Below are 22,505 nucleotides of genomic sequence, written 5' to 3' on the forward strand. Positions count from 1 at the left end.
GGGACTAAATGTAAAGGCATTAATAAATAGCCCCACTTAATCTAAGTGGGACTTTATGCTATTATTTTGTCTTAGTTTTTGGCTGTCTGATCAGTGGTGGTAGTATTCTGGCCCTGGCTGATAGAGTAGGTCCCTTTATAGCTATCACTGTCGCCGATATTTGCCATTGAAACAGTTGGTGCCAGGATTGCTGCGATAAGTGCGATTGCTGCGATGGTAGTTTTCATAATAAATTCTCTTCTATTTGTGTATGTGAAAGCGGGTTGCTTTCGATAGGAATAATGTTACTCCGATCACAGAATTTGAATACTAAAGAGAATCGTTCATCTTGTTCAAAAAAAATGAATGAATAAGGGCGATGGACCCTTTGTTGTAATGAGCATAATTTATCACTGCACAGAAACAAGAGGCGCGCGGTTGCACAACTCGCTAACTATTGATGAGTTTCATCTGCTTTACCGTTGCTCAACAGGGTACTTACACAGGCATATCAATGAATGAGGAAAGTGGTCTTCTAAAATCTTCAGGATGTGGCGATAACGCCACTGTTCGTAAATGGCGATTACAGATAAACCATATCTCATCGCGGTCATTAGACAATATATAGTAAGCATCTGAGGTTTCTGATGGATTGAATAGACCTAATGCCCGATAGGCAGATGTTTCATTAAAGCCGCTCTGAAGTGGTAGTGGCCTTGGCCCATTGTCCATTTCACTGACTCTTAGATACAGCCCTTGTTCCAGCCACACCATCAGATAACCTCAAATTAAGTAAATTTACATTAATTATAGTGCACAAATATTTATGATTTATAAGACTCGTCTGTTAATCAAAAAAGAGGGGCAAGTGAAGTGAGTTTCCCCATTGACTCCCTATCATCCTAGGGGCAGGACAACTCAGCGTAGGTCGTTAAATTTTACGACGACAAGATATTGATAGCCTCATTAGGCCATTCCACTTATACGTGGCAGAATATAAAAAAATAAATACAACTATTTCACCTGAGATGACAAATAGATAAATATGGATCGTTCACGCTTACTCAAGTTCCTGCTGCCTTATCTGTGGCCTAAAAATAACCCTAAGCTTCGCTATTATTTGGTTGCTGCGGTGATATTTATGGTGGTTTCCAAGGTTAGTACCACTCTGGTCCCACTGGCCTATAAGGCAATGGTTGATACATTAAGCAGTGAAAACGCCAAGATGCTGGCTATTCCAATCGGTTTCATTATTGCATACGGCATCGCCAGAATTAGCGCCTCCTTATTTGAGGAACTGCGAAACGTGATGTTTGTACATGTTAGCCAGAATGCGACCCGGTTACTCGGCTTACGGGTATTTAAACAATTGCATGAGCTAAGTTTGCGCTTTCATCTGGACCGACAAACCGGTGGTTTATCACTGTCAATTGAGCGCGGAACTCAAGCCGTTGCTACTGTACTTTCGCGCTTGCTGTTCTCTATCTTCCCAATTTTGTTTGAAATAACACTGGTTTCGTTGATCATGTGGCATCTATTAGATGGCTGGTTTGCGATCGCGATTTTGGTGACGGTTGGGTGCTATATCTTGTTTACGGTTATGGCCGTCAGTTGGCGAACCCGCTTCAGGCGTGAGCTAAATAAAGCCAATGCCGATGCTAACACTAAGTCTATCGACAGCTTGCTCAATTATGAAACAGTGAAATATTTTGGTAATGAAGCGTTTGAAGCGCAGCGTTTCAACACCTCACGGCAACTTTATGAACATGCGGCAATCAAAAATCAATTCAGTTTTACTGCATTGAGCCTTGGACAGACTGCAATAATCTCAATTGGATTGGTCGTCATGATGGCGATGGCGGCGCAAGGTATCACGCAGGGCAACATGACTATCGGTGATTTCGTATTAGTTAATGCCTATCTGCTTCAGTTATATCAACCACTTAATTTCTTTGGGTTTATCTATTCTGAGATCAGACAAGCCCTGATTGATATGGAAAATATGCTCGATCTACTGATGGTTAAGAAAGAAGTGACTGACAGACCAGATGCATTACCTTTGAAACTGACACAAGGTGAAGTCCGTTTTGAGTCGGTCAGCTTTGGTTATGATCCTCGCAGACCTATTCTGGATAACGTGAGTTTCAGCATCCCTGCGGGTAAAACAGTCGCTGTAGTGGGGGCCTCTGGTGCGGGGAAATCAACGCTTTCACGGTTATTGTTCCGTTTTTATGATGTGACGGGCGGCGCGATTTATATTGATAATCAGGATATTCGGGCGGTTACCCAGTCAAGTTTGCGCGAAGCGATTGGCATTGTACCGCAGGATACCGTGCTGTTTAATGACACATTGCGTTATAACATCGCTTATGGCAGAACGTCTGCAACTTTTGCAGAGATAGAACGCGCGGCAAAACTGGCACATATCCATAAATTTATTACCAGCCTGCCAGATGGGTATGATACGCGGGTAGGGGAACGGGGGTTGAAGCTTTCCGGTGGCGAAAAACAGCGGGTAGCCATTGCGCGCACTATTCTCAAAAACCCCGCAATAATGGTATTCGATGAAGCAACCAGTGCGTTAGATACGCAAACTGAGCGCGAAATTCAGGCTCATCTACGAGAAGTTAGTCGCGACCATACTACGTTGGTGATTGCCCATCGCCTATCAACAATCATTGATGCGGATGAAATTATTGTATTGGATGCCGGCGCAATTGTAGAGCGAGGCCGCCACGACGCGCTATTACTGACCAATGGGCGTTACGCCGCTATGTGGCAAAATCAATATCATGAGGAGGAGCAACTCGTAGTGTAACTCGCCGCCCGTAAGGGTTATTCAAAAGAGTGCATTAAGATGAAGGTGCCCTCGCTTCTTTGGTATCGGTTGATTTGTGGAACCAATTCTCTGAAATGCGCAGTGGCACAATGTATGTCTAAAGCGGCTTGATCTGGCCATTCCTCAACAAAAATAAAATGGCCTGGGTCTTTATGGTTGATACATAAGTCATAGGATATGCAAAGTGGTTCACGCTTTGTACTGGCCACTAATTGTTTATACAGCGGCATAACATCGATAATGTGTTCCGGTTTTATAAAATCTTGGGCAATAACTTTTAGCATTTTTTACTTATGTAACCTCGATTCAATAGAGATAAATAACGCGCGGTGCCAGAAAATGTTATGTAGAGACCGCTCTCTGGCAATTGTCTCATTGTTGGATGATGGCTACGCCCCGGTAAAGTAGGTATAAGCGAATACCGCCAGTGCAATGGCTATCATAATCATGGTTGTCTTTCTCATTCCTGCTCCGATTCTGTGGTCTGTTTTTGTTTTGAGGTTAATCCAACAAGATAACGGAAAATAGCTTAAAAGACACTGATGTGCAGTTCAATATGAGAAATGATCCCTGCGAAAAATTGATCTGTGGATGGCATCGCTGTCACCCCAGCGATGCTATTTAAGTATGGTATTACCTGTGCTGCCAAAAATAGTGATAGATAGTTTCAATTGAAGTAAACATACGCATGTCATTTTTAGTGATCTTGTTCACGGTGTTGATGTGATGATTTGTGTTAATTATATTTGTGTGGTAGCGAAGTAGGGGGTGTGAAATGTCAGCACTAGAGAAACTGGTTTCTGAATATTGCCATACCAGCCTGGACTTTGTGGCATCCACGGTTGCTTTTATGGGAAGCCAAAAGAAGAACATTGATGTTGATGAAGTTGAGGCCAACCTTTCGTTGGACGAACGAGACTATTTCCACGAAAGATTAGCGCATTACAGGGGCATATACCGGCCTTTGTAACAGTGCCTCAATGCTAAATAAGCCGCCTAAGGGCGGCTTATTCGATCATGATATGCCATTCTCACCAAGCAAATCGGTGATTACGCCTGCCTGGTGGCGAGGATCACACTCGATGCTTTAAAAAGAGCAGTTACCTCACTTCTTGCTGCCAACGCCATTTCCTCAAGACTTTCATTGGTAATCACTGAAATAAGTGCCAGCCCGTTGGCGGTAACGGCTTGAACCACAGAAAATAGAGATATTTACTGCTCAAAAAACATTCAAGTAAGCTAAGGTTAATACAGGCCATACACTGACTGTGGAGCCTGTGATGTACCATAAAATAGACGGCAGCGAATACCAACGTATCTTCGTGGTTGGAGATATTCATGGCTGCTATAAAAAACTGATGGATGCCTTGGAACGTGTTCAGTTTGAGCGTTCGACTGATTTACTGGTCTCTGTCGGAGACTTGGCTGATCGGGGTTTACAGAATATTGAATGTTACGAACTGCTTAATAGCCACTGGTTTTATGCGGTGCGTGGTAATCATGAACAGATGGCAATTGATGTGTTAGCGGGTGGAGAGGTTGACACTTGGATAGCAAATGGTGGGCGATGGTTTTTTTTACTAGATGTAAGTAATAAACATCTGGTAGAACAACTCATTAGGCGGGCAGAACAATTACCTTTAATTATTGAGGTTAACACTGACCAGGCGAAATATGTTGTTGCTCATGCTGATTATCCTTCAGATGAATATGTCTACGGCAAAGCTGTTAGTGAGCAATTAGTGCTCTGGAACCGTAAGCGTCTTAACGCATCGATGAAAGGGGAAAACCACGAAATTGTAGGGGCAGATAAATTTATCTTCGGCCATACACCGCTGGTGAAACCCTCACTATTTAAAAATCAGCTTTATATCGATACCGGTGCGGTATTTGGCAATACGCTAACCGTGATTCAAATCCAGTAGCCGATCAACCCCACTGCTACCTTCTTAACGACCTCAAGACGAGATGCAACCAGGCATAATCAAAAGCTCTGGCTGGCCTATTATCACGCTTGGTCGGCCAGCCGATAGCAATTAAAATGAGATAAAGCGGGATGTGTACTTATTGAGTAATAGAATACGCGACAATAATACAGAAGCAGCAAATACTGACAGTAGTAACGTAAATCTCAGCGTGACGTCGGATAAGTTATATGCACTGGCAATGAAATAGAAAATTCCATCATGCAGTATATACACTCCGATCATTGAGGGGCTGATATAGGCCAATGTTTTCTTTATCCATTGGTGTTTAGTGTCAAAGTTATCAAATATGACAAATAAACATAAACTTAGTATTAAAACGTGTAAGTTATCAAGGAAATAACCTGCATTCACTGTTTTATATACATGTATCGACATAAAACTTTCGTAAAAATACATTGAGATTGCTGTTGGCAGCAGCAGCACTTTAGCGATGAGACGCACTCTCGGTAACTTGGTTATTTTCTGGCACATCTTTGAGCAGAGGAACCTACCGGTTATATAATAGAAAACCCAAGTCCATAATCTAAAATATTGTGGGAAATCAATTAAATATGGCCTTTCAGTGAAGGCGCTGATCAGATCGATCGTAATCGAGAAAATAACCAGGCACGAAAGGGTTATGATGGCCGTTCTGTTACTTTTCAAAACCTTCGAGATTAGCGGGTTAAGCAGATAAATAATGGCAATGCTGAACAAAAGCCAACTTTGCAGGAAATACCCTCGTTTGAAGCCATCCTCATTGATAAAATAGAAAAGGACGTTCCAAAAGATAATAATCGTTATTATAGATTTTAATTTACTGAGGATATCCTTTTGATCTATCTCATCATTAGAGTCGATATAACCGATGATCATGAAAAATAATGGGGTAGCAATAATCGATAAAAAGTACAGAACACTCATTACTTCGCCGCCTAAAAAACACTGGTCAGTACAGGTTTTACTTGCAGAGTAGAAAGTAACGGCAGAAAAGCAGCTTAACGTTTTTAGGGCATGTAAACCGACGTTTCTCATAAAGTAGTTTGACTTAAAATAAGGTTAAATGAGAGATGCAGCTTCATAGGGTGTATGGTTTGCATCAGAACCTTCCTATTCAGACTACTAATATTTTTACATTTTTGCATACAATCTGAATGCTGTCACGTTTGGCAAACTGAAACAAAAATAAAAAATAAGGAAATATTCCACAGAGAAACAGACGTTTCCTACACCCTCCGGTGTTGACATCCTATATCGCTCTCCTTTCCCCTATGTTCTACTAACAAGTAGGAAAGTATATTGTGTTATCTATTTGATTTGTAATGATATTTAATTCATTGCAAACAGATATGAGTTAACCATTCATGGGGTGCTGAAGCGCTAACGGGTGTGGCCAATATGATAAGCTGTATGATAGTCGATAACGATAAATATCAAACACTGGGTATGGTAACTGTCGTAAAAAAAATATTTGCATCGTTAGGTTTTAAAAAAGAGATTAAATTCTATCGAAAAGCATTTTATTCAGCAGATGTGATTTTTATTGGTGTTGATGAATTCAGCTTTTTCGAAGCGCTGAAACGTTTGGATAAGGCTCCTTCTGAAGCAGATGTTTTTTTGATTTGTGATGCCAGACTGAATAGCTTTTTACAAGGTATTCCCAGATTCAGCAATGTAACCATGATTTTCAGAGAAGATTCGGTTGATACAGTAATCAACAAGATTACCTCGGTATTTAAACGAAAACTGCGCGGACTTAAAGAGAATCTGGTCGAACGTAAAGTTACTAAGGTGTTGGGGCTGGCATCATCAGAGCGGCAATATTTGACGCCAAATGAAAATATTGTGTTGAAACTATTTAATGAAGGTTTTTCAGGCGGTGATATCGCCAGAATTTTGAAGAAAAGTGAGAAGACAGTTAGCGGACAAAAACGTTCTGCTATGAAGAAGCTAGGTGCTCGTACTGACGTTGAGTTGATTAAAATGTTTATGTTCAAGTAGTTAATGAAAATAATCTGATTTTTTATTATTTCTAGCGTCAACACCAGAGGATATCAAAGGGATGTTCTTGCGTTAGCGGGCAGGGATGCCAGCATCTAACTCTCCGGGTAGACCGGACAGCCCCAAAGGCATTTGGGGCTGCTTGAGGGTGCTGATATCCCCTAGTTTCAAGAAAAATAGAATCAGTATTAAATACTCTTCAATTTAGCAACCGTACTCTCGATATCAACCTCATGTTCAGAAAACGTATAAGTTACATTCTGGAATGTCGTTATCGATAACATTTTCAATGGCACGGTTTTTTCTGAAATATCTTCTTCCTGCGGCCGGATTTTGTTCATCAGTAAATTTACTGAAAGTATAGTATTAGCTTTGTCTACCTCGGCCTGTGCAGGGACTTCTTTAGTAAAAGTATTGAATGACTTGATGCTGGTGAGTTTGATTCTCTCGTTAGCAATGAATATGTATTTACTCTCAATTGCTACTTTTACCGCAAATGCCGACAACCCTTTGGTATTGGTTGTTGGCTCAAAGGTAACCTCGGCCCCTTTTTTGATCATCTCGGGATTAGCAACTTTAATAACGTGAAAATAACGGTTATCTCCGTTCTCATCGGTGATAAAACCAAAGCCTTTATCTTCAAAAAAAGTTGTTATTCTACCGTTCATCATGCATCTCATATTAGCGTATCCAATGGCTAAGTATAATACAGGTGAATAGCGTTCAGATACAGCCTGTCAGTTCGCTGAGGCGCTTATCAGCGCCATAATGGTGAACTACAAAAGCAAAAAAATGTGGTTTTCTGTGCTAGAAACAGAGCCAAAAAACGGCGTTTTTCACTTTTTCTCTTCTTTTTGTGATCTCGGCTGTGGACAAAAAACGGTTCTATTGCTGTACTGTAGTTGACACACTATTTGTGTCCAACATTCACGTAAAGGTAAGTTTGATGTCTAAGATTAAAGGTAGCGTTAAGTGGTTCAATGAGTCCAAAGGTTTCGGCTTCATTACCCCAGAAGATGGCAGCAAGGACGTTTTCGTTCATTTCTCAGCCATCGCTAGCAATGGTTTCAAAACTCTTGCTGAAGGCCAGCGTGTAGAATTTGAAATCACGAACGGTGCCAAAGGCCCATCTGCTGCTAATGTTATCGCTATCTAAGTAGCCCATATTTGTTAAAACCCGCCTCTATAGGCGGGTTTTTTATGGGTATTACCAATAAGGTAAAAAGAGTGCTTTTGTTGAACGACACGACACAACTCGTTGTTTTACAATCAACAAAGCAGAATTGAGAGAAGTAACACACCAAGGTTAGAACAGATAGGCTTTGAGAAACATCACGGTGATGACCAGGCAAAAAATAACTGTTAGCCACTCAGCCCGTTTTTTCGGTAATCCAAACATAGTGTTATCCAGCACATCAGTCACCACCATCGGCTAACTGTTCTCTGGCAAATGATTATCCGGTTCGTAGATTAAGAAAACATTAAGACGATACCACCCGACCCGCGACTTTCTTTATCTTGCGCGTTTCCGGGCAATATAATGGACTACCCGGAAAGTTAAACTATTTATAGTTACTCGCTATTATTGCCCCGCGAAATGATTGACCAATATAAAGGCCAGCATCGTCATCGCAAGTGACCCGGCCAGATTAAGTAAAACAGTCCCCGCCGCCCATGCCAGCTTACCTTCCTGAATGAGATAAACCACTTCCACAGAGAAGGTGGAAAATGTCGTTAGACCACCACAAAAACCTGTCGTAATCAGAAGCTTCCATACGGGATCAATATGTGCAATGCGGGTAAACAGCGCTAATGTCAGACCAATGATAAAAGCACCTATCAGGTTTACCAGCAGTGTTCCCACGGGGACATGGGGTGATAAGCTGTTTAGCTTCATACTGACCAGCCAGCGAGCAACGCTGCCCACGCCACCACCAATAAATACTGCGAGTAATGTATTAAACATAAATACCTTTCATTATGGATACCCATCGTGCGGGGTAGTTGGTCATTATTAATGGGCTTTTCAGAAAGGCTTAGGCGCAATACTACGCACCTTAATGAAAAGGTTACGTAGACATCATCAGCCTTGAAGGGCGGTTATGGAGGAATGTCATCTCCAGAGCTTGCGAATCAATAATACACTGACTTTTTACATCATGAAATCTATTGGGAATAGTTTTTAACTGGCCAGCTCAATACGATTACGACCATTATCTTTTGCCTGGTACAGTGCGGAGTCAGCCGCTTTCAACCATTGCTGATAATTAATCATGTCGTGCCTGTAATCAGCAATGCCAGCACTTACTCTAAGTTGCAGCGTGGGGGCTTGCGTAAAGGCTAATTCAGCCAGTTTTTCTTGAATTCGCGTTAATACTTCGCGGGTTTGTTCGGCGGTGGTATTGGGCAAAATAGCACCGAACTCGTCGCCACCATAGCGACCGACAATATCAATGGCTCGCAGCCCTAATAATAACTCCTCAGCAAGAACCGTAATGGCTTCATCGCCGACAGCATGGCCAAAGGTGTCATTTATGGCTTTGAAGTTATCAATATCAAGTAAAATGAGTGTTGCGCCGTGCTGATAGCGCCGGCAACTGTCAAATTGATTATGTAACTGGTGTTCCCAATGTCTGCGGTTATACAAACCAGTTAACCCATCTCTTACACTAATACGTAATAGCTCTTCTTTGTTTTCGGCCAAACGCTTGGCAGTTCGATAGGTAACTAATCCGAGTAGGGAAGGGTAGATAATTATCATCGGCAAACAAGCATAAACCTGAATGGGGGAAGTTTCAGGCTCAAAGGGCAAGTTAAATATCCATGCGGTCAATAAACTACAGGAGATTTGCAAGGCTAAACCTTTGCAAAAAATGTTCTTACCCCCGGAAGCAATATTATTCATACTCATCATGGATAGAATAACAATGGATGGCAAAGCATTGAACGACATTATTGCCACCCAGACGCCACCCAACGCAGAGTCTATTTTCATGTTGATTATTTCTTGCTCAAACGGTTGTTCAGACCGCAACGCCAGCAAGAATGCAATATGTGGCCATATCAACCCATTAATAGCTAGCATCAGCCATAACCATAATGGGGAATGCTGTGTGTAGAGCACTGAGCCTACACAAAACATACCTACACCTAAGCCAAATGCTCGAGGTAAATAAGTTCTTTTAGCAAAACTTAACCCTGACCGACGGGTGTTTATTCTACTTGAATAAGGCAATTGGCGGCTCCCTCTTTCTTTTTTCTTTGGGGGGATGTTAACGGCAATGTCTCATCCGGAATGAGTCAAAATAAGTGATAATAGACTCTGAGTAATCATAGTTCACTAACGAAATCTGTTACATATTACTGTTGTTTTAATCGGTAATTTATTCGTAAATAGGCCATTATTTAACAATATCCAACGTCATTGGCGTTGTCGCTCGCGAGTGAATCCCACCATTCTGACTCATGTGAGTGATTCAGGGCGTGAGATGTGCTCACATTGGCGCAATATCCAGTAAGAAGGATATATTCATTGTTTAATGAACAGAGCTAATCAAGAAGGTGAGTATGGAAGGTATCAGTATTACCAAATTGTTGGTAGTTGGCATATTGATTGTGTTGTTGTTTGGAACCAGCAAATTGCGCACGTTGGGCGCGGATCTGGGGGCTGCCCTGAAAGGCTTTAAAAAGGCTATGGGTAATGATGATGCACCTGCGGCGACGCCTGTTGCTGAAGCTAAAACGGCCGTTGAAACCAAAACAGCACCGCCAATTGAGCATAAGGACTGATTGCCCTCGCTCGAGATAACCGGTATTCCGGTGAAAGCGGCAGCATGAAAATTCTTTAGCTTAGCTATTATCAGCAAACTTATTATGTCTGATAACAGAAAACGGATCTCCAATGGAAATCCGTTTTTGTTTGTCTGGCATTTAAGGTGTAACTAAACATTTCATAAAATTGGCCTAAAAGTCTCATCAGGCCAATTTATTTATTTTACTTCCAACCCTTTTGCTTGCAGATCGGCATGATAAGAAGAGCGAACAAACGGGCCACAAGCAGCGTGGGTAAAGCCCATTGCCATAGCTTCTGCTTTCATTTCGTCAAACTCAGCCGGGCTGACGTAGCGCTGTACGGGTAAATGGTGGCGGCTTGGTTGCAAATATTGCCCCAGCGTCAGCATGGTTACTCCATGGCGGCGCAGATCATGCATAACCTCAACGATTTCGGCATTGGTTTCTCCCAAGCCAACCATCAAACCTGATTTAGTCGGAATATCAGGATGAGCCTCTTTAAAGCGCTCAAGTAATTTAAGCGACCACTCATAGTTAGCCCCAGGCCGCACTTGGCGATACACCCGTGGTACGTTTTCCAGATTATGGTTAAACACATCCGGTGGGGTGACAGTCAAAATATCTAACGCGCGATCCATACGGCCACGGAAGTCAGGCACCAATGTTTCAATTTTTATGGTCGGATTTTTGGCTCGAATGGCTGCGATACAATCTGCAAAATGTTGAGCGCCACCATCGCGTAAGTCATCACGGTCAACCGAGGTGATAACCACATAGCGCAATCCCATATCTTTGATTGTTTGAGCCAGCTTTTCTGGCTCATTGGCATCAGGTGTAACCGGACGACCATGGGCAACGTCACAGAATGGGCAGCGGCGGGTACAAATTGCGCCGAGGATCATAAAGGTCGCCGTTCCGTGGTTGAAGCACTCTGACAAGTTAGGGCAGGATGCCTCTTCGCAAACCGAGTGCAGACCGTTTTTACGCATTGCTGCCTTGATACCCTGAATGCGGCTGGAGTCAGCGGGTAGCTTGATTTTCATCCATTCGGGTTTACGTAACAGTTCCTGACGTTCGGTAACCACGGTTTTTATCGGGATTAACGCCATTTTATCTGCGTCGCGGTATTTTACGCCACGTTCCATCTGAATCGGTTTACTCATAATCGTACAGGTTCCAGTTCTGAATCTCTCAATTTGAGATTTTTCATTAAATTCAACGTGATATGGCTTGCGTTAAAAATTTTTTGAAAATTGTTTAAAAATTATATCATCATTACCCTATCCTATTCAGCCCCCAATTACGTGGGTTATATTAAAAGAGTCAGGGCATCCACGATTTCAATTGGCTAACTTAGGATACGTCAGATGATAAATAGTCTGCCAGTGACCATGGCTGCTGCTCCGCTTGCGGATAGCCCAATTGGCGGGTAAATTCGCGCACCAAGATTGGCTGGATATCAGCAACAGTTGTCCCTGTTTTTAAGGCACTGACTTGGGTCATTTGCATGCCAGCATAACCGCATGGGTTTATGCGTTGGAACGGCTCCAGGTCCATATCGATATTCAAGGCCAGCCCGTGAAACGAGCAACCTCTACGGATGCGTAATCCCAACGAGCATATTTTCTGCTGGCCGACATAGACACCGGGGGCATCTGGGCGGGCTTGTGAATCAATAGCAAAATGAGCCAATGTCTGAATCACGGTATTCTCAATCGCGGTAACCAATTGCCGCACGCCAATTTTGGCACGCTTGAGGTCAATCATGACATACATGACTTGCTGGCCGGGGCCATGATAGGTGACCTGACCACCTCTATCGCTTTGGATAACCGGAATATCACCGGGCATCAGTACATGTTCGGCTTTCCCCGCCTGACCTTGAGTGAAAACGTGCTGATGCTCAACCAGCCAGATTTCATCTGGAGTGGCGTCAGTACGGAACTCAGTGAAATTATGCATAGCTTGAGATACGGGGGCATAGGGTTGTAGCCCTAGCTTTCGTAAAATGATCTTGTGTTGTTGCAAGCGAGGCATCATCTGGTTACAGAAATGGTGGCGTCAGTATACCAGCCCAGCGGTGTGGGGCTACTATTTTGACATTTAAAAAAGCAGGTTTGCGGTTCAACCATGGGGTTAAAAGGTAAAATAAGGCCCAGAGCGTGAATAACCGCTCCGGGCCATAATAAGGCGGGCTTGGTACAAATTAAGTATCTTGCTCGTAGGCAATATGGACTTAACTCGATGCTCCTAACTATATGGTCCTAACTACAGTACCATTCGCACCAGTTCAAGGTCGGCCAGCTCTTTATACAGGATTTCCACTTGATCAATATGGGTGGCTGTAATGGTGATGGAGACGGAGTGAAAGTTGCCTTTGCTGCTCGGTTTTACCTGCGGGGTATAATCACCCGGAGCATGGCGCTGTACCACTTCTACCACCTGGTTTACCAACTGTGGTTCTGCAATGCCCATTACCTTGTAGGTAAAAGAACAAGGGAACTCAAGCAGTTCGTTCAGTTTAGTTTTCATGTGCGCTCCTGGGGTGTTGACGGACAGATTACTGCCGGATAGGTGCCAGGATAAAGAAAAAATTATCCGACCTTAAAATTATAACTCCCGCCGGGGCGGGAGTTTCAGATTATTTATAATATGGGGATAGTCTGCTGATTTTCAAGCCCGCCAACTAACCGAACCAGCGGTGGAACATCAGTTTGATGTAGTCCACCATGCGGCTAAAGAATCCGCCTTCTTTAACTTCATTCATCACCACTAATGGGCGCTGATCAATAGTTTTGCCATCTAACTGGAAGTTAATCATGCCAACAACCTGATTCTTCGCCAGTGGCGCATGAATCTCTGGGGTATTCAGTACATAGCTGGCTTTCAGGTCTTTCATACGGCCACGTGGAATAGTCAGGTAGACGTCTTTATCAACACCCAACTGCACCCGGTCACTGTCGCCGAACCAGACTGGCTCTGACGCAAACTCTTTACCCACTTTCAATGGTGCGACAGTTTCAAAGAAACGGAAGCCCCAGGTCAGTAATTTTTTACTCTCGGTTTCACGACCTTTATAGGTGTGACCGCCCAGCACGGCTGAGATCAAACGCATTTGACCATCGGTAGCGGAGGCCACCAGATTGTAGCCAGCAGCATCGGTATGACCGGTTTTAATACCATCAACATTCAAACTGGTATCCCACAGTAAACCGTTACGGTTCATCTGACGGATATTGTTGAAGGTGAATTCTTTCTCTTTATAAATGGCATACTCATCCGGTACATCGCGAATCAGTGCTTGACCAATCAGCGCCATATCGCGCGCAGAGCTGTACTGGCCTTCAGCATCTAAACCGTGAACTGTTTTGAACTGGGTATTTTGCAGGCCCAGTGCTTTAACGTAGTTGTTCATCAGGTTGACGAATGAGTCCTGGCTGCCAGCAACATAATCAGCCATCGCGACACAGGCGTCATTACCGGATTGCAGATTGATACCCCGAGTCAGTTTAGAAACCGGTACACGGTCACCGGGTTTCAAAAACATCAACGAAGAGCCTTTGAATTCTGGATTGCCGGTTGCCCAGGCATCTTTCCCCACGGTAACCATATCTTCTGGCCCGATTTTGCCTGCTTTGATTGCTTGGCCGATAACATAACTGGTCATCATTTTGGTCAAGCTGGCCGGATTACGACGCGCATCAGCATTCATTTCTGCCAATACTTTGCCGGAGTTGTAATCAATCAGCACATACGCTTCGGAGTCGATCTGTGGCACGCCGGGGATCATGGTTTTCAGATTGACGTCATCAGCGTTTGCAGCAGACGCTGTGCTCATAACAATAACAGTGCTGAGCGCCAGGCTCTTGATAATGCGAGAAGTAGTTACATATTTCATGATCAGGACAACAACATCCGTGGGAGTAAGTTAAGAAAGTGCCACACTATACCATACCCTTACTTACTTAACGTTGTAGCGGCGTTAGCGGCACTCACTCATCCGAATCACATGCTCATCGGGATGCATTCATTTGCGGCCTTGCTGCAACGCCAATAAATTTGGCTATACACCTGTGTGGCGTTTATTGGTTTCACCGTAACATCCTGTTTGCACAGGGGGTTACGGTTATTTTTATCTGACAGACCTTAAATTGCTACAAGGTATGTATGTTTTAAGGCGCCGCGACCACAAATGATTGCTGCTGAGCTTCGCTCGATAGGCGCTGTTGCAGTTCTACGGCTTGTTGGCGGCTACTGAATGGCCCAAGTTGGACACGATGCACGCTACCATTGGTGTCTACTTTACCCGGTACCCCAAAACGTTGGCTCAGGCTTTGCTGCCAGGTTTGCGCCCGTTGAGCATCACTCAACGCACCGACCTGAACCACATAACCACCAGAGGTCGCAGCACCTGTTGTAGCTACTGATGAGGTCACGGGACCGGGGTTGGCAACAACCGGTGGTGTCACCGGCCCTGCACCCTGAGTGGATACAGAATCCACGGCAGGTTCTGAGCTTTCCAACACGCCAGCCGGTACCGGGGTCGATGCCCGCAGGAAGCCGCTACTTTGTGGCGCGACCGGTTGAGTGGCATCCGCACCAGACAAATTACTGTTAGCGATAGGGCGCACTGGCGCACTTACTGCGGGCGCATCCTGTTGCACTGGCGTCCCCATCCCGCTGGAGGTCAAGTCCGGGCGACTTGGTAAGGCATAACTTTGCTTGGCAATGGTGGTACCGACCATACCTGGGCCTGACAGCGAGCCATCAGGTGCGACATTGATAAAATCAATTTTCACTTTGGTGTTATTCGAAATATTCAGGCGATCAGCGGCCGCTTTGGATAAATCAATTACTCGCCCAGGGGTATACGGGCCACGGTCATTCACGCGCACCACAATCTGGCGGCCATTACTGACATTGGTGACGCGCACATAACTTGGAATGGGCAAAGTAGGGTGGGCGGCGGTCAATGCATTAGGATCGAACGTTTCGCCAGTGGCGGTTGTATTGCCGTTAGCTTCTTCGCCATACCAAGCGGCAAGACCCACCTGAGTGAAGTTTTGTGGATCTTTAATAATGCTGTAAGACTGGCCATTGGCTTTATAATCCTGATTAAAATTAGGATTAAAGGGTTCATAGCGCGGTTCAGCCCCGCCAATCTCTTCAACCGGGCCGTTGTACGTCTGTTGCACCTGTTGCTGGGGTGCCGGAGGCTGACTGGTACATGCTGATAACAGCACGCCTGCGATGCCTATCCAAAGCCATTCCTTACGCATTGCTCACCTCTATAAATTCTTCGATAACATTTTGCGATGAGTATGTATCGACATCACGATACCAAACCCGGCCATCAGAACTATCAGTGCCGAGCCTCCATAACTGACCAAAGGCAAAGGTACGCCAACCACAGGTAAAATTCCACTGACCATACCTATGTTAACAAACACATATACAAATAGTATCAGCATTAATCCTCCGACCATCACTCGGCCGAAGGTGGTTTGTGCGTGGGCGGCAATCACCAAACCACGCATAATAAGACAGAGATAAAGCGCTAATAGTACCAGCACGCCAATTAAACCTAGCTCCTCTGCCAGTACGGCAAAGATAAAATCAGTATGGCGTTCCGGTAAAAACTCCAGTTGTGACTGAGTCCCGTGTAGCCAGCCTTTCCCTGATAAGCCACCTGAGCCGATGGCGATTTTTGATTGGATAATATGATAACCGGCGCCGAGCGGATCACTTTCCGGGTCCAGCAGCATCATCACGCGGTCGCGCTGATAGCCGTGCATCAGGAAGAACCACAATATCGGGATAAATGCAGCGACCAATACGGCGGCAATAGCGATTAAACGCCAACTCATACCGGAGAGAAACAGTACGAACAGGCCAGAGGCCGCAATCAGGATAGAGGTACCCAAATCGGGCTGAGCGGCAACTAATAAGGTGGGCATAAAGATTAAAATTAGCGCAATACCGGTGTTTTTCAATGAGGGCGGACAGACGTCACGGTTCATAAAGCGAGCCACCATCAGCGGAACCGCAATTTTAGCAATTTCAGAAGGTTGGAAGCGGATAAAACCCAAGTCCAGCCAGCGCTGTGCACCTTTACTTATTTGGCCAAAGGCATCAACCAATACCAACAAAATTACGCACACGAAATAGAGGTAGGGTGCCCAGTTTTCATAGACGCGCGGCGGTATCTGCGCCATAACCAGCATGACAATCAGGCCCATTGCGATTTGGCCAACTTTGCGTTCCATCATGCCGATATCTTGCCCGCTGGCGCTCCACATCACAAAGGCGCTATAAGCCAACAGCGCCAGGATGCAAATCAAAAACGGCAGATCGATGTGCATTTTGTACCACAAAGAGCCTTTTTGTTGATTATCAGTCATGAGTTACCTTAGTCCACTTCAATTAATCTGCTTCAACACCTGGAGGCAGAGGGGCCGCATCCGGTAATTCAGTATTGTTATCACCCAACAAAATGTGGTCGAGAATTTGGCGAGTAATGGTCCCCACCGCAGGCCCGGCACCCCCATTTTCTAAAATCATGGCGACAGATACCGTTGGATTTTCGTAGGGCGCAAACGCAACCATCAATTTATGGTCGCGTAAGTGTTCTGCCACTTTATGGGCATTATAGGTTTCATAGCTATACACCTGGGCGGTACCGGATTTTGCCGCTGCTTTATAAGGTGTACCTTCAAAAAACTTACGCCCCGTTCCGTTCGGACGGTTGGCTACACCATACATGCCATCTTTAGCAATTTCCCAATAACCGGAGTGTATATCACCAATTTGCGTGCGATCTTCTTGTTGATAGGGGACTAACTCTCCATTAATCCGGGTGCTTTGTAGCAGATGTGGCGTTTTAACCGCCCCATCATTAATCAGCGTCATTAACGCTTTTGCCATCTGGATTGGGGTGGCGGTCCAATACCCTTGGCCGATACCCACCGGAATGGTATCCCCTTGGTACCACGGTTTTTTGTGGCGTTTTTGTTTCCACTCACGGGTCGGCATCAGGCCCGCGCGCTCTTCGGATAGATCGATACCGGTATATTCACCGTAGCCGAATTTACTCATCCATGAGGACAAACGGTCAATCCCCATGTCATAGGAAACCTGATAGAAGAAGGTATCCGCCGACTCTTCCAGCGCCTTGGTGACATTCAACCGACCATGACCCCATTTTTTCCAGTCGCGAAAGCGTTTTTCTGAGCCAGGCAGTTGCCACCAGCCAGGGTCAAACAAGCTGGTATTTTTGGTGATAACACCGGCACTCAGGGCAGAAACGGCAATATAAGGTTTTACGGTAGACGCAGGGGGGTAGACACCCTGAGTGGCACGGTTAATCAGCGGGCGGTCAGGATCGTTCAACAACCCCTGATAATCTTTGCTGGAGATCCCATCGACAAATAGGTTCGGGTCATAACTTGGGTTCGATACCAAGGCTAAGATAGCGCCGGTACGTGGGTCCGTGACCACCACTGCGGCGCGGCTGCCACTCAGCAGTTTTTCAATATAGGTTTGCAGGTGTAAATCAAGCGTCAGGTAAATATCTTTACCGGCCTGCGGCGGCTGCTCATGTAGCTGGCGGATTACCCGGCCACGGTTATTGACTTCAACTTCTTCATAACCGGTTTTGCCGTGTAATACGGATTCATAATAGCGCTCAATACCCAGCTTGCCGATATCGTGGGTTGCGGCATAGTTAGCCAGAATGCCTTCTTTATCCAACCGTTCGACATCTTTATCGTTAATTTTCGATACATAACCGATAACGTGAGTCAGGGCTGAACCATAGGGATAGAAGCGGCGTTGATAGCCTTTGACTTCAATACCGGGGAAGCGGAATTGGTTAACGGCGAAACGGGCGACCTGCACCTCGGTAAGGGGGGTCTTAACGGCAATGGAGGTAAAGCGGCGTGAGCGCTTACGCTCTTTTTCAAAATTAGCGATATCCTCATCCGTCAGATCCACTATCGGGCGTAGTGCATTGAGTGTCGCGGGGAGGTCTTCGATTTTTTCCGGCATCAATTCTAATTGATAAATGGTCCGGTTCATCGCCAACGGGGTGCCGTTGCGATCAAATATCATACCGCGGCTAGGGGCGATAGGGACCAGCTTAATGCGGTTTTCATTGGAACGGGTGCGATAGTCTTCGAAACGCACTATCTGCAAATTGTACAAGTTTACGATCAATATTCCGCTTAGCAGCAGGATACCGAGGAAAGCCACAAGGGCGCGGCGGACAAACAAGGCTGATTCAGCTGAATAGTCGCGAAAAGGGTTAGGTTCTTTTTTCATCCCGCAGCTACTTCATCTTGTCCAAAACCAACACGTTACTCAAAGCCATCACTTTACTCAGGTTCATCGCCGCTTATTCCCGGTGATAAGGGTGATTGGTCGTAATACTCCAGGCGCGATAGAGGCTTTCAGCCACTAAAACACGCACTAAAGGATGGGGTAGCGTAAGCACAGAGAGCGACCAGCTCTGCTCTGCGGCAGCTTTACAGGCTGGGGCTAATCCCTCCGGCCCGCCAATCAGCAGACTGACATCACGGCCGTCCTGCTTCCAGCGTTCTAATTGCTGAGCCAATTGTGGGGTTTCCCAGGGAGTGCCTGGGATATCCAGCGTGACAATGCGGTTATTCTTGCCAACCGCCGCCAGCATCAGTTCGCCTTCTTTTTCCAAAATGCGTTTAATATCCGCATTTTTGCCCCGCTTACCGGCCGGTATTTCTACCAGCTCGAAGGGCATATCTTTGGGAAAGCGGCGCAGGTAATCCATGAAACCTGTCTGCACCCAGTCTGGCATTTTGGTGCCGACAGCCACCAGTTGCAGTTTCACCGCTTAGCTCCAGAGTTTTTCCAGTTCATACAGACGGCGGCTTTCTTCTTGCATGACATGCACAATGATTTCGCCTAAATCCACAACAACCCAGTCAGACACACCCTGGCCTTCTACGCCCAGCGGTATCATGCCTGCAACACGGGATTCCTGCACCAGATTGTCTGCCAGCGCCATAACATGGCGGGTAGAAGTCCCGGTACAGATGATCATGTAATCAGTGATGCTGGACTTACCCTGAACATCCAGAGTGATAATGTCCTGACCTTTCAAGTCATCGAGCTTGTCGATAACAAATTCTTGGAGCGCTTTACCTTGCAAAGGTTCCCCCTCGGGTGATTTCTGTCCATACCCTTCGTACTTGAAGTCGCCGGGGTGTTAGCTGCGCATACTCACTCGAATCACTCACCTGTAGTTGACCCTACATAAATAAGCTCATCGGAATTCGTTCGCTTGCTGCCTACCTGCAACGCCAAGTTCTTTGGGTATATAACGTTCTTCGGTCGTGTTTTGCGAGTGATCCGGCAAACAGTTATTGACATGAACGGTTATAATGTATCGGGTTTCCAGCGAATACCTGAAATTTAGCGGCGGAGTATAACATGGGTGAATGCGTCGCGATATAAACCCTCAGCCGCGAATCGCTTTCATACTTGAAGTCGCAGGGGTGTTCGCTACGTTCACTCACCCGAATCACTTACCTGAGTAAGCTCATCGGGATTTATTCTCTTGCTGCCTACCTGCAACTTCAATTCTTTTGGCGATATAAACCTTGTAACTCAATATATCGCTGGACAGCACGTGGCAGCAGGTCATCGCAGCTTTCACCATTATGACGCCGATGGCGAATATCGGTAGCTGAAATATTCAATAAAGGTGTATCAGCCAGATAGATTAACCCTTGTGGTTGCAGGTTTAATGCTTGCGGATCCAAGACCCGTCGCTCATCAAGCCATTGCTGTAACTCAGGTGTTTCCAGCGTTTGTGAGTAACCAGGGCGGGCGCAAACCAGCAAATGGCACACATCCAATATCGATTGCCAGCGATGCCATTTATGCAGCGACAATAATGAATCCTGCCCAATGATAAACGCTAAAGGCAGTTCAACACCACGTTCTTTACGCAGTGATTCCAGGGTATCAATGGTAAATGAGGGGGTATCGCGCAATAACTCCCGCGAGTCGACGCTGAACAGCGGGTTACCGGCTACCGCCAGTTCCACCATTTTCAGCCGTTGCTGTGCATTGGCCTCGGGTTGTGGGCGGTGAGGTGGGACATTATTGGGTAATAAAATAATATGTTGCAGACCCACTTGTTGAGCCAATGCTTCAACCGGCGTCAAGTGGCCGTAATGAATGGGGTCAAAGGTACCGCCGAACAGGGCATGTAGGGCGCGAGTCGGGGATTTATTGGGCATCAAAAAAGCTCTCAGGTAATATTTTGCCACACATCAGCATAGATAGCGTTTCTAATTCAGGCCAAATTGACTGACCATAATCCTGTTTCAAGCGAACTTCTATCTGTGCCAGCAAATGAACGGCTTGTTGCAATTGTGGCAGCGAAAGGCGTTGCAGAGCCTGTGTCATCATGGGCCGGCGATTTTGCCACACTTTTAATTGATCAAATAGCGTGCGCAGTGGCACCTGATCCATGCGGCGCTTTAACGTTAGCAGCAAGAGCAGTTCTCGCTGTAAGGTGCGCAGCAAAATAACCGGTTCACTCTCTTCCTGCTGCAATTGTTGCAGGATATGCCAGGCGCGTTTGCTTTTGCCTGCTATTAGAGCATCGAGCCAGTGGTAAGGGGTGAAATGCGCGGCATCGTTGACCGCTTGCTCAACTTTAGGCAGCGTCAGTTTACCGTCAGGGTAGAGCAACGATAACCGTTCCAAAGCTTGTGATAGCGCCAGCAGATTGCCTTCGTAGCAGTAACAAAGCAGTTGAATGGCGGGGTCATCGACCTCCAGATTCAGGCTTTTGGCCCGTGTACTGACCCAACGTGGCAGTTGTGCCTGCTCCGGCGTTTGGCAACTGACCAATACGCCATTGCTACCGAGTGCTTTAAACCAGGCACTGTTTTCTTGTGCTTTGGTTAGTTTATTTGCGCGCAAAATCAATAAAATATCTGGATGTAACAGGCCCGATAACTTGACCAATTGTTCGTTCATTGGTGCGGTTAAACCACTGTCAGGGAAGCTCAGCGTCAATGTCTGGCGGCTGGCAAATAGACTGAGTGCCTGACAAAGACTAAAGATATTGTCCCACTCGGTATGAGTATCCAGCGCAAAACTGAAATGTTCGGTGAAATCATGCTCTATTGCTACCCGACGAATGTGGTCCTGACTTTCTTGTAACAGCAATGGCTCATTGCCGCATAACAGATAGCAAGCGCGCAGCCCCTCATGGAGCTGCGCGACAAGTTGTTCAGGATAGACTCGGATCATTGGGCCGGGGTACTGACTGCGGGTTTGCCAATATTGATTTCTTTAGTTTCTGCCATCTTGGCGGCGCCTGTTGCTGTATTATTGCCAACCGGCTTGTCACCATTTTCTTGCGCATTTTTGACTTCTGCAGCATGTACGGTCAGAAGCTGACGCACTAACTGCTGAGCGGCTTGTTCACGCATTTCCTGACGGAGAACCTGAGCTTCAGCATCTTTGGCGAGCGCTGTTAACGGGTTATCGAAGAATGTGCGGAAGATATTAACCCGTAATGGGTAAATATCATGGCCCGGTATCAATACCTGCGCCTGCACATGCAACACTAACTGATACTCCGCCGTTACCCCGTTGCGGAAGATTGACACGGTATCCTGATTTTCTGATGAACCAAGGATCCGCAAGGCGGGTAAGTCTTTACGCATCGGGTCATCAACAATGGTGACATTGCTTAAACGCAACTGTTGACGTACAGCTCGGGTTAACGGGCCATAAGGGTCACTACTTTCCAGCAACAGTTTTTGCAGTTCAGGTGGCACCTGAGTGGTGCCTCGCAGATTAAAGCCACAGCCAGCGGTGACCAGCACCGCTAACCCCAGCAACAATGTCAGAATACGATGTCGCACAAC

Annotated in this window: 26 protein-coding genes, 1 pseudogene and 1 riboswitch; of the genes and pseudogenes, 6 read left to right on the forward strand and 21 right to left on the reverse strand. The window is 45.7% G+C overall.

The genetic code is table 11. The features are described from left to right. Positions 1–71 precede the first annotated feature (71 nt). Positions 72–227, reverse strand: coding sequence for a hypothetical protein (locus V2A85_RS01085; RefSeq protein ID WP_193784700.1), 156 nt, complete (start codon positions 225–227; stop codon positions 72–74). Between the two features lie 250 nt (positions 228–477). Further along, a complete protein-coding gene (locus V2A85_RS01090; RefSeq protein WP_420070753.1) occupies positions 478–753 on the reverse strand; it encodes a hypothetical protein in 276 nt (91 codons plus the stop codon). 271 nt (positions 754–1,024) lie between these two features. Between V2A85_RS01090 and V2A85_RS01095 the strand changes: the two genes are divergently transcribed. Further along, positions 1,025–2,797 carry an ABCB family ABC transporter ATP-binding protein/permease gene (locus V2A85_RS01095; RefSeq protein WP_420070754.1) on the forward strand — a complete coding sequence of 591 codons (1,773 nt, stop codon included), beginning with the start codon at positions 1,025–1,027 and terminating at the stop codon, positions 2,795–2,797. A gap of 17 nt (positions 2,798–2,814) precedes the next feature. On the opposite strand, the gene V2A85_RS01100 is transcribed toward V2A85_RS01095, so the two are convergent. Further along, positions 2,815–3,102: a putative quinol monooxygenase gene (locus V2A85_RS01100; RefSeq protein WP_083159704.1), complete on the reverse strand. Its 288-nt coding sequence runs from the start codon at positions 3,100–3,102 to the stop codon at positions 2,815–2,817. A 491-nt stretch (positions 3,103–3,593) separates the two neighbouring features. Here V2A85_RS01100 and V2A85_RS01105 point away from each other — a divergent pair, with 491 nt between their 5' ends. After that, positions 3,594–3,788 (forward strand): glycogen synthase, encoded by a 195-nt coding sequence (locus V2A85_RS01105; RefSeq protein ID WP_420070755.1) that lies wholly within the window; start codon positions 3,594–3,596, stop codon positions 3,786–3,788. An 80-nt stretch (positions 3,789–3,868) separates the two neighbouring features. Here V2A85_RS01105 and V2A85_RS01110 read toward each other — a convergent pair. Continuing rightward, a pseudogene (locus tag V2A85_RS01110) lies at positions 3,869–4,018 on the reverse strand (TOBE domain-containing protein); the annotation flags it as partial. Positions 4,019–4,098: 80 nt separating this feature from the next. Between V2A85_RS01110 and V2A85_RS01115 the strand changes: the two are divergent. After that, a complete protein-coding gene (locus V2A85_RS01115; protein ID WP_372558321.1) occupies positions 4,099–4,743 on the forward strand; it encodes a metallophosphoesterase in 645 nt (214 codons plus the stop codon). Between the two features lie 111 nt (positions 4,744–4,854). Here V2A85_RS01115 and V2A85_RS01120 read toward each other — a convergent pair whose 3' ends face one another. Next, positions 4,855–5,820: an acyltransferase gene (locus tag V2A85_RS01120; protein ID WP_372558322.1), complete on the reverse strand. Its 966-nt coding sequence runs from the start codon at positions 5,818–5,820 to the stop codon at positions 4,855–4,857. 375 nt (positions 5,821–6,195) lie between these two features. On the opposite strand from V2A85_RS01120, the gene V2A85_RS01125 reads away from it, so the two are divergent. Then, entirely contained in the window at positions 6,196–6,786 is a 591-nt protein-coding gene (locus tag V2A85_RS01125; protein ID WP_102970450.1) for a helix-turn-helix transcriptional regulator, read from the forward strand. 188 nt (positions 6,787–6,974) lie between these two features. On the opposite strand, the gene V2A85_RS01130 is transcribed toward V2A85_RS01125, so the two are convergent. Then, a complete protein-coding gene (locus V2A85_RS01130) occupies positions 6,975–7,454 on the reverse strand; it encodes a cold-shock protein (protein WP_083159694.1) in 480 nt (159 codons plus the stop codon). A 278-nt stretch (positions 7,455–7,732) separates the two neighbouring features. Here V2A85_RS01130 and cspE point away from each other — a divergent pair, with 278 nt between their 5' ends. After that, a complete protein-coding gene (gene cspE, locus V2A85_RS01135) occupies positions 7,733–7,942 on the forward strand; it encodes a transcription antiterminator/RNA stability regulator CspE (RefSeq protein WP_002210315.1) in 210 nt (69 codons plus the stop codon). A 150-nt stretch (positions 7,943–8,092) separates the two neighbouring features. Here the strand turns inward: cspE and V2A85_RS01140 are convergent, their stop codons facing one another. The 3 genes from V2A85_RS01140 to V2A85_RS01150 form a co-directional block, all read right to left on the reverse strand. Further along, a complete protein-coding gene (locus V2A85_RS01140) occupies positions 8,093–8,215 on the reverse strand; it encodes a hypothetical protein (RefSeq protein WP_420070756.1) in 123 nt (40 codons plus the stop codon). Between the two features lie 153 nt (positions 8,216–8,368). Further along, on the reverse strand, positions 8,369–8,752 hold the full coding sequence (gene crcB, locus V2A85_RS01145) for a fluoride efflux transporter CrcB (protein WP_083159692.1): 384 nt from the start codon (positions 8,750–8,752) through the stop codon (positions 8,369–8,371). A gap of 101 nt (positions 8,753–8,853) precedes the next feature. Then, a riboswitch (Fluoride riboswitch) is annotated at positions 8,854–8,916 on the reverse strand. Positions 8,917–8,968: 52 nt separating this feature from the next. Then, positions 8,969–10,021: a diguanylate cyclase gene (locus V2A85_RS01150; protein WP_083159690.1), complete on the reverse strand. Its 1,053-nt coding sequence runs from the start codon at positions 10,019–10,021 to the stop codon at positions 8,969–8,971. A 332-nt stretch (positions 10,022–10,353) separates the two neighbouring features. On the opposite strand from V2A85_RS01150, the gene tatA reads away from it, so the two are divergent. Then, on the forward strand, positions 10,354–10,575 hold the full coding sequence (tatA, locus tag V2A85_RS01155) for a Sec-independent protein translocase subunit TatA (RefSeq protein WP_372558323.1): 222 nt from the start codon (positions 10,354–10,356) through the stop codon (positions 10,573–10,575). A gap of 200 nt (positions 10,576–10,775) precedes the next feature. Here the strand turns inward: tatA and lipA are convergent, their stop codons facing one another. The 12 genes from lipA to lptE all read right to left on the reverse strand — a co-directional run bounded on the left by lipA (position 10,776) and on the right by lptE (position 22,502). Next, positions 10,776–11,741, reverse strand: coding sequence for a lipoyl synthase (gene lipA, locus V2A85_RS01160; protein ID WP_083159686.1), 966 nt, complete (start codon positions 11,739–11,741; stop codon positions 10,776–10,778). A 190-nt stretch (positions 11,742–11,931) separates the two neighbouring features. Continuing rightward, on the reverse strand, positions 11,932–12,618 hold the full coding sequence (lipB, locus tag V2A85_RS01165) for a lipoyl(octanoyl) transferase LipB (protein ID WP_420070757.1): 687 nt from the start codon (positions 12,616–12,618) through the stop codon (positions 11,932–11,934). A gap of 228 nt (positions 12,619–12,846) precedes the next feature. Continuing rightward, a complete protein-coding gene (gene ybeD / locus V2A85_RS01170; RefSeq protein WP_032905731.1) occupies positions 12,847–13,110 on the reverse strand; it encodes a DUF493 family protein YbeD in 264 nt (87 codons plus the stop codon). A gap of 154 nt (positions 13,111–13,264) precedes the next feature. After that, on the reverse strand, positions 13,265–14,476 hold the full coding sequence (gene dacA / locus V2A85_RS01175) for a D-alanyl-D-alanine carboxypeptidase DacA (RefSeq protein ID WP_083159682.1): 1,212 nt from the start codon (positions 14,474–14,476) through the stop codon (positions 13,265–13,267). Between the two features lie 274 nt (positions 14,477–14,750). Then, the gene (gene rlpA, locus V2A85_RS01180) at positions 14,751–15,857 is read right to left on the reverse strand and encodes an endolytic peptidoglycan transglycosylase RlpA (protein ID WP_420070758.1); all 1,107 of its coding nucleotides are present in this window, start codon (positions 15,855–15,857) and stop codon (positions 14,751–14,753) included. Between the two features lie 9 nt (positions 15,858–15,866). Beyond that, positions 15,867–16,979 (reverse strand): peptidoglycan glycosyltransferase MrdB, encoded by a 1,113-nt coding sequence (gene mrdB / locus V2A85_RS01185; protein WP_005182719.1) that lies wholly within the window; start codon positions 16,977–16,979, stop codon positions 15,867–15,869. A 22-nt stretch (positions 16,980–17,001) separates the two neighbouring features. Continuing rightward, positions 17,002–18,897 (reverse strand): peptidoglycan DD-transpeptidase MrdA, encoded by a 1,896-nt coding sequence (gene mrdA, locus V2A85_RS01190; RefSeq protein ID WP_372558326.1) that lies wholly within the window; start codon positions 18,895–18,897, stop codon positions 17,002–17,004. Positions 18,898–18,970: 73 nt separating this feature from the next. Next, positions 18,971–19,441, reverse strand: coding sequence for a 23S rRNA (pseudouridine(1915)-N(3))-methyltransferase RlmH (gene rlmH / locus V2A85_RS01195; protein WP_083159676.1), 471 nt, complete (start codon positions 19,439–19,441; stop codon positions 18,971–18,973). Positions 19,442–19,444: 3 nt separating this feature from the next. Further along, positions 19,445–19,762, reverse strand: a complete 318-nt coding sequence (gene rsfS / locus V2A85_RS01200; RefSeq protein ID WP_083159674.1) for a ribosome silencing factor — start codon at positions 19,760–19,762, stop codon at positions 19,445–19,447. Between the two features lie 427 nt (positions 19,763–20,189). Further along, complete coding sequence (nadD, locus tag V2A85_RS01205; RefSeq protein WP_372558327.1) at positions 20,190–20,858, reverse strand: nicotinate-nucleotide adenylyltransferase; 669 nt, start codon at positions 20,856–20,858, stop codon at positions 20,190–20,192. Further along, positions 20,848–21,882 carry a DNA polymerase III subunit delta gene (gene holA, locus V2A85_RS01210; RefSeq protein WP_372558328.1) on the reverse strand — a complete coding sequence of 345 codons (1,035 nt, stop codon included), beginning with the start codon at positions 21,880–21,882 and terminating at the stop codon, positions 20,848–20,850. Before holA ends, nadD begins: the two co-directional genes overlap by 11 nt. Beyond that, positions 21,879–22,502 (reverse strand): LPS assembly lipoprotein LptE, encoded by a 624-nt coding sequence (lptE, locus tag V2A85_RS01215; RefSeq protein WP_083159667.1) that lies wholly within the window; start codon positions 22,500–22,502, stop codon positions 21,879–21,881. The genes holA and lptE overlap by 4 nt, the downstream gene beginning before the upstream one ends. Between the last annotated feature and the right edge of the window lie 3 nt (positions 22,503–22,505).

The organism is Yersinia sp. 1252 StPb PI, from assembly GCF_048593885.1.
Lineage (GTDB): Bacteria > Pseudomonadota > Gammaproteobacteria > Enterobacterales > Enterobacteriaceae > Yersinia > Yersinia enterocolitica_E.

Bases quoted from the DNA above. Each gene is read 5' to 3' on its own strand.
- V2A85_RS01085 (WP_193784700.1), bottom strand. From the start codon at position 227: ATGAAAACTACCATCGCAGCAATCGCACTTATCGCAGCAATCCTGGCA.
- V2A85_RS01090 (WP_420070753.1), bottom strand. From the start codon at position 753: ATGGTGTGGCTGGAACAAGGGCTGTATCTAAGAGTCAGTGAAATGGAC.
- V2A85_RS01095 (WP_420070754.1), top strand. From the start codon at position 1,025: ATGGATCGTTCACGCTTACTCAAGTTCCTGCTGCCTTATCTGTGGCCT.
- V2A85_RS01100 (WP_083159704.1), bottom strand. From the start codon at position 3,102: ATGCTAAAAGTTATTGCCCAAGATTTTATAAAACCGGAACACATTATC.
- V2A85_RS01105 (WP_420070755.1), top strand. From the start codon at position 3,594: ATGTCAGCACTAGAGAAACTGGTTTCTGAATATTGCCATACCAGCCTG.
- V2A85_RS01115 (WP_372558321.1), top strand. From the start codon at position 4,099: ATGTACCATAAAATAGACGGCAGCGAATACCAACGTATCTTCGTGGTT.
- V2A85_RS01120 (WP_372558322.1), bottom strand. From the start codon at position 5,820: ATGAGAAACGTCGGTTTACATGCCCTAAAAACGTTAAGCTGCTTTTCT.
- V2A85_RS01125 (WP_102970450.1), top strand. From the start codon at position 6,196: ATGATAGTCGATAACGATAAATATCAAACACTGGGTATGGTAACTGTC.
- V2A85_RS01130 (WP_083159694.1), bottom strand. From the start codon at position 7,454: ATGAACGGTAGAATAACAACTTTTTTTGAAGATAAAGGCTTTGGTTTT.
- cspE (WP_002210315.1), top strand. From the start codon at position 7,733: ATGTCTAAGATTAAAGGTAGCGTTAAGTGGTTCAATGAGTCCAAAGGT.
- V2A85_RS01140 (WP_420070756.1), bottom strand. From the start codon at position 8,215: ATGGTGGTGACTGATGTGCTGGATAACACTATGTTTGGATTACCGAAA.
- crcB (WP_083159692.1), bottom strand. From the start codon at position 8,752: ATGTTTAATACATTACTCGCAGTATTTATTGGTGGTGGCGTGGGCAGC.
- tatA (WP_372558323.1), top strand. From the start codon at position 10,354: ATGGAAGGTATCAGTATTACCAAATTGTTGGTAGTTGGCATATTGATT.
- lipA (WP_083159686.1), bottom strand. From the start codon at position 11,741: ATGAGTAAACCGATTCAGATGGAACGTGGCGTAAAATACCGCGACGCA.
- lipB (WP_420070757.1), bottom strand. From the start codon at position 12,618: ATGATGCCTCGCTTGCAACAACACAAGATCATTTTACGAAAGCTAGGG.
- ybeD (WP_032905731.1), bottom strand. From the start codon at position 13,110: ATGAAAACTAAACTGAACGAACTGCTTGAGTTCCCTTGTTCTTTTACC.
- dacA (WP_083159682.1), bottom strand. From the start codon at position 14,476: ATGAAATATGTAACTACTTCTCGCATTATCAAGAGCCTGGCGCTCAGC.
- rlpA (WP_420070758.1), bottom strand. From the start codon at position 15,857: ATGCGTAAGGAATGGCTTTGGATAGGCATCGCAGGCGTGCTGTTATCA.
- mrdB (WP_005182719.1), bottom strand. From the start codon at position 16,979: ATGACTGATAATCAACAAAAAGGCTCTTTGTGGTACAAAATGCACATC.
- mrdA (WP_372558326.1), bottom strand. From the start codon at position 18,897: ATGAAAAAAGAACCTAACCCTTTTCGCGACTATTCAGCTGAATCAGCC.
- nadD (WP_372558327.1), bottom strand. From the start codon at position 20,858: ATGCCCAATAAATCCCCGACTCGCGCCCTACATGCCCTGTTCGGCGGT.
- holA (WP_372558328.1), bottom strand. From the start codon at position 21,882: ATGATCCGAGTCTATCCTGAACAACTTGTCGCGCAGCTCCATGAGGGG.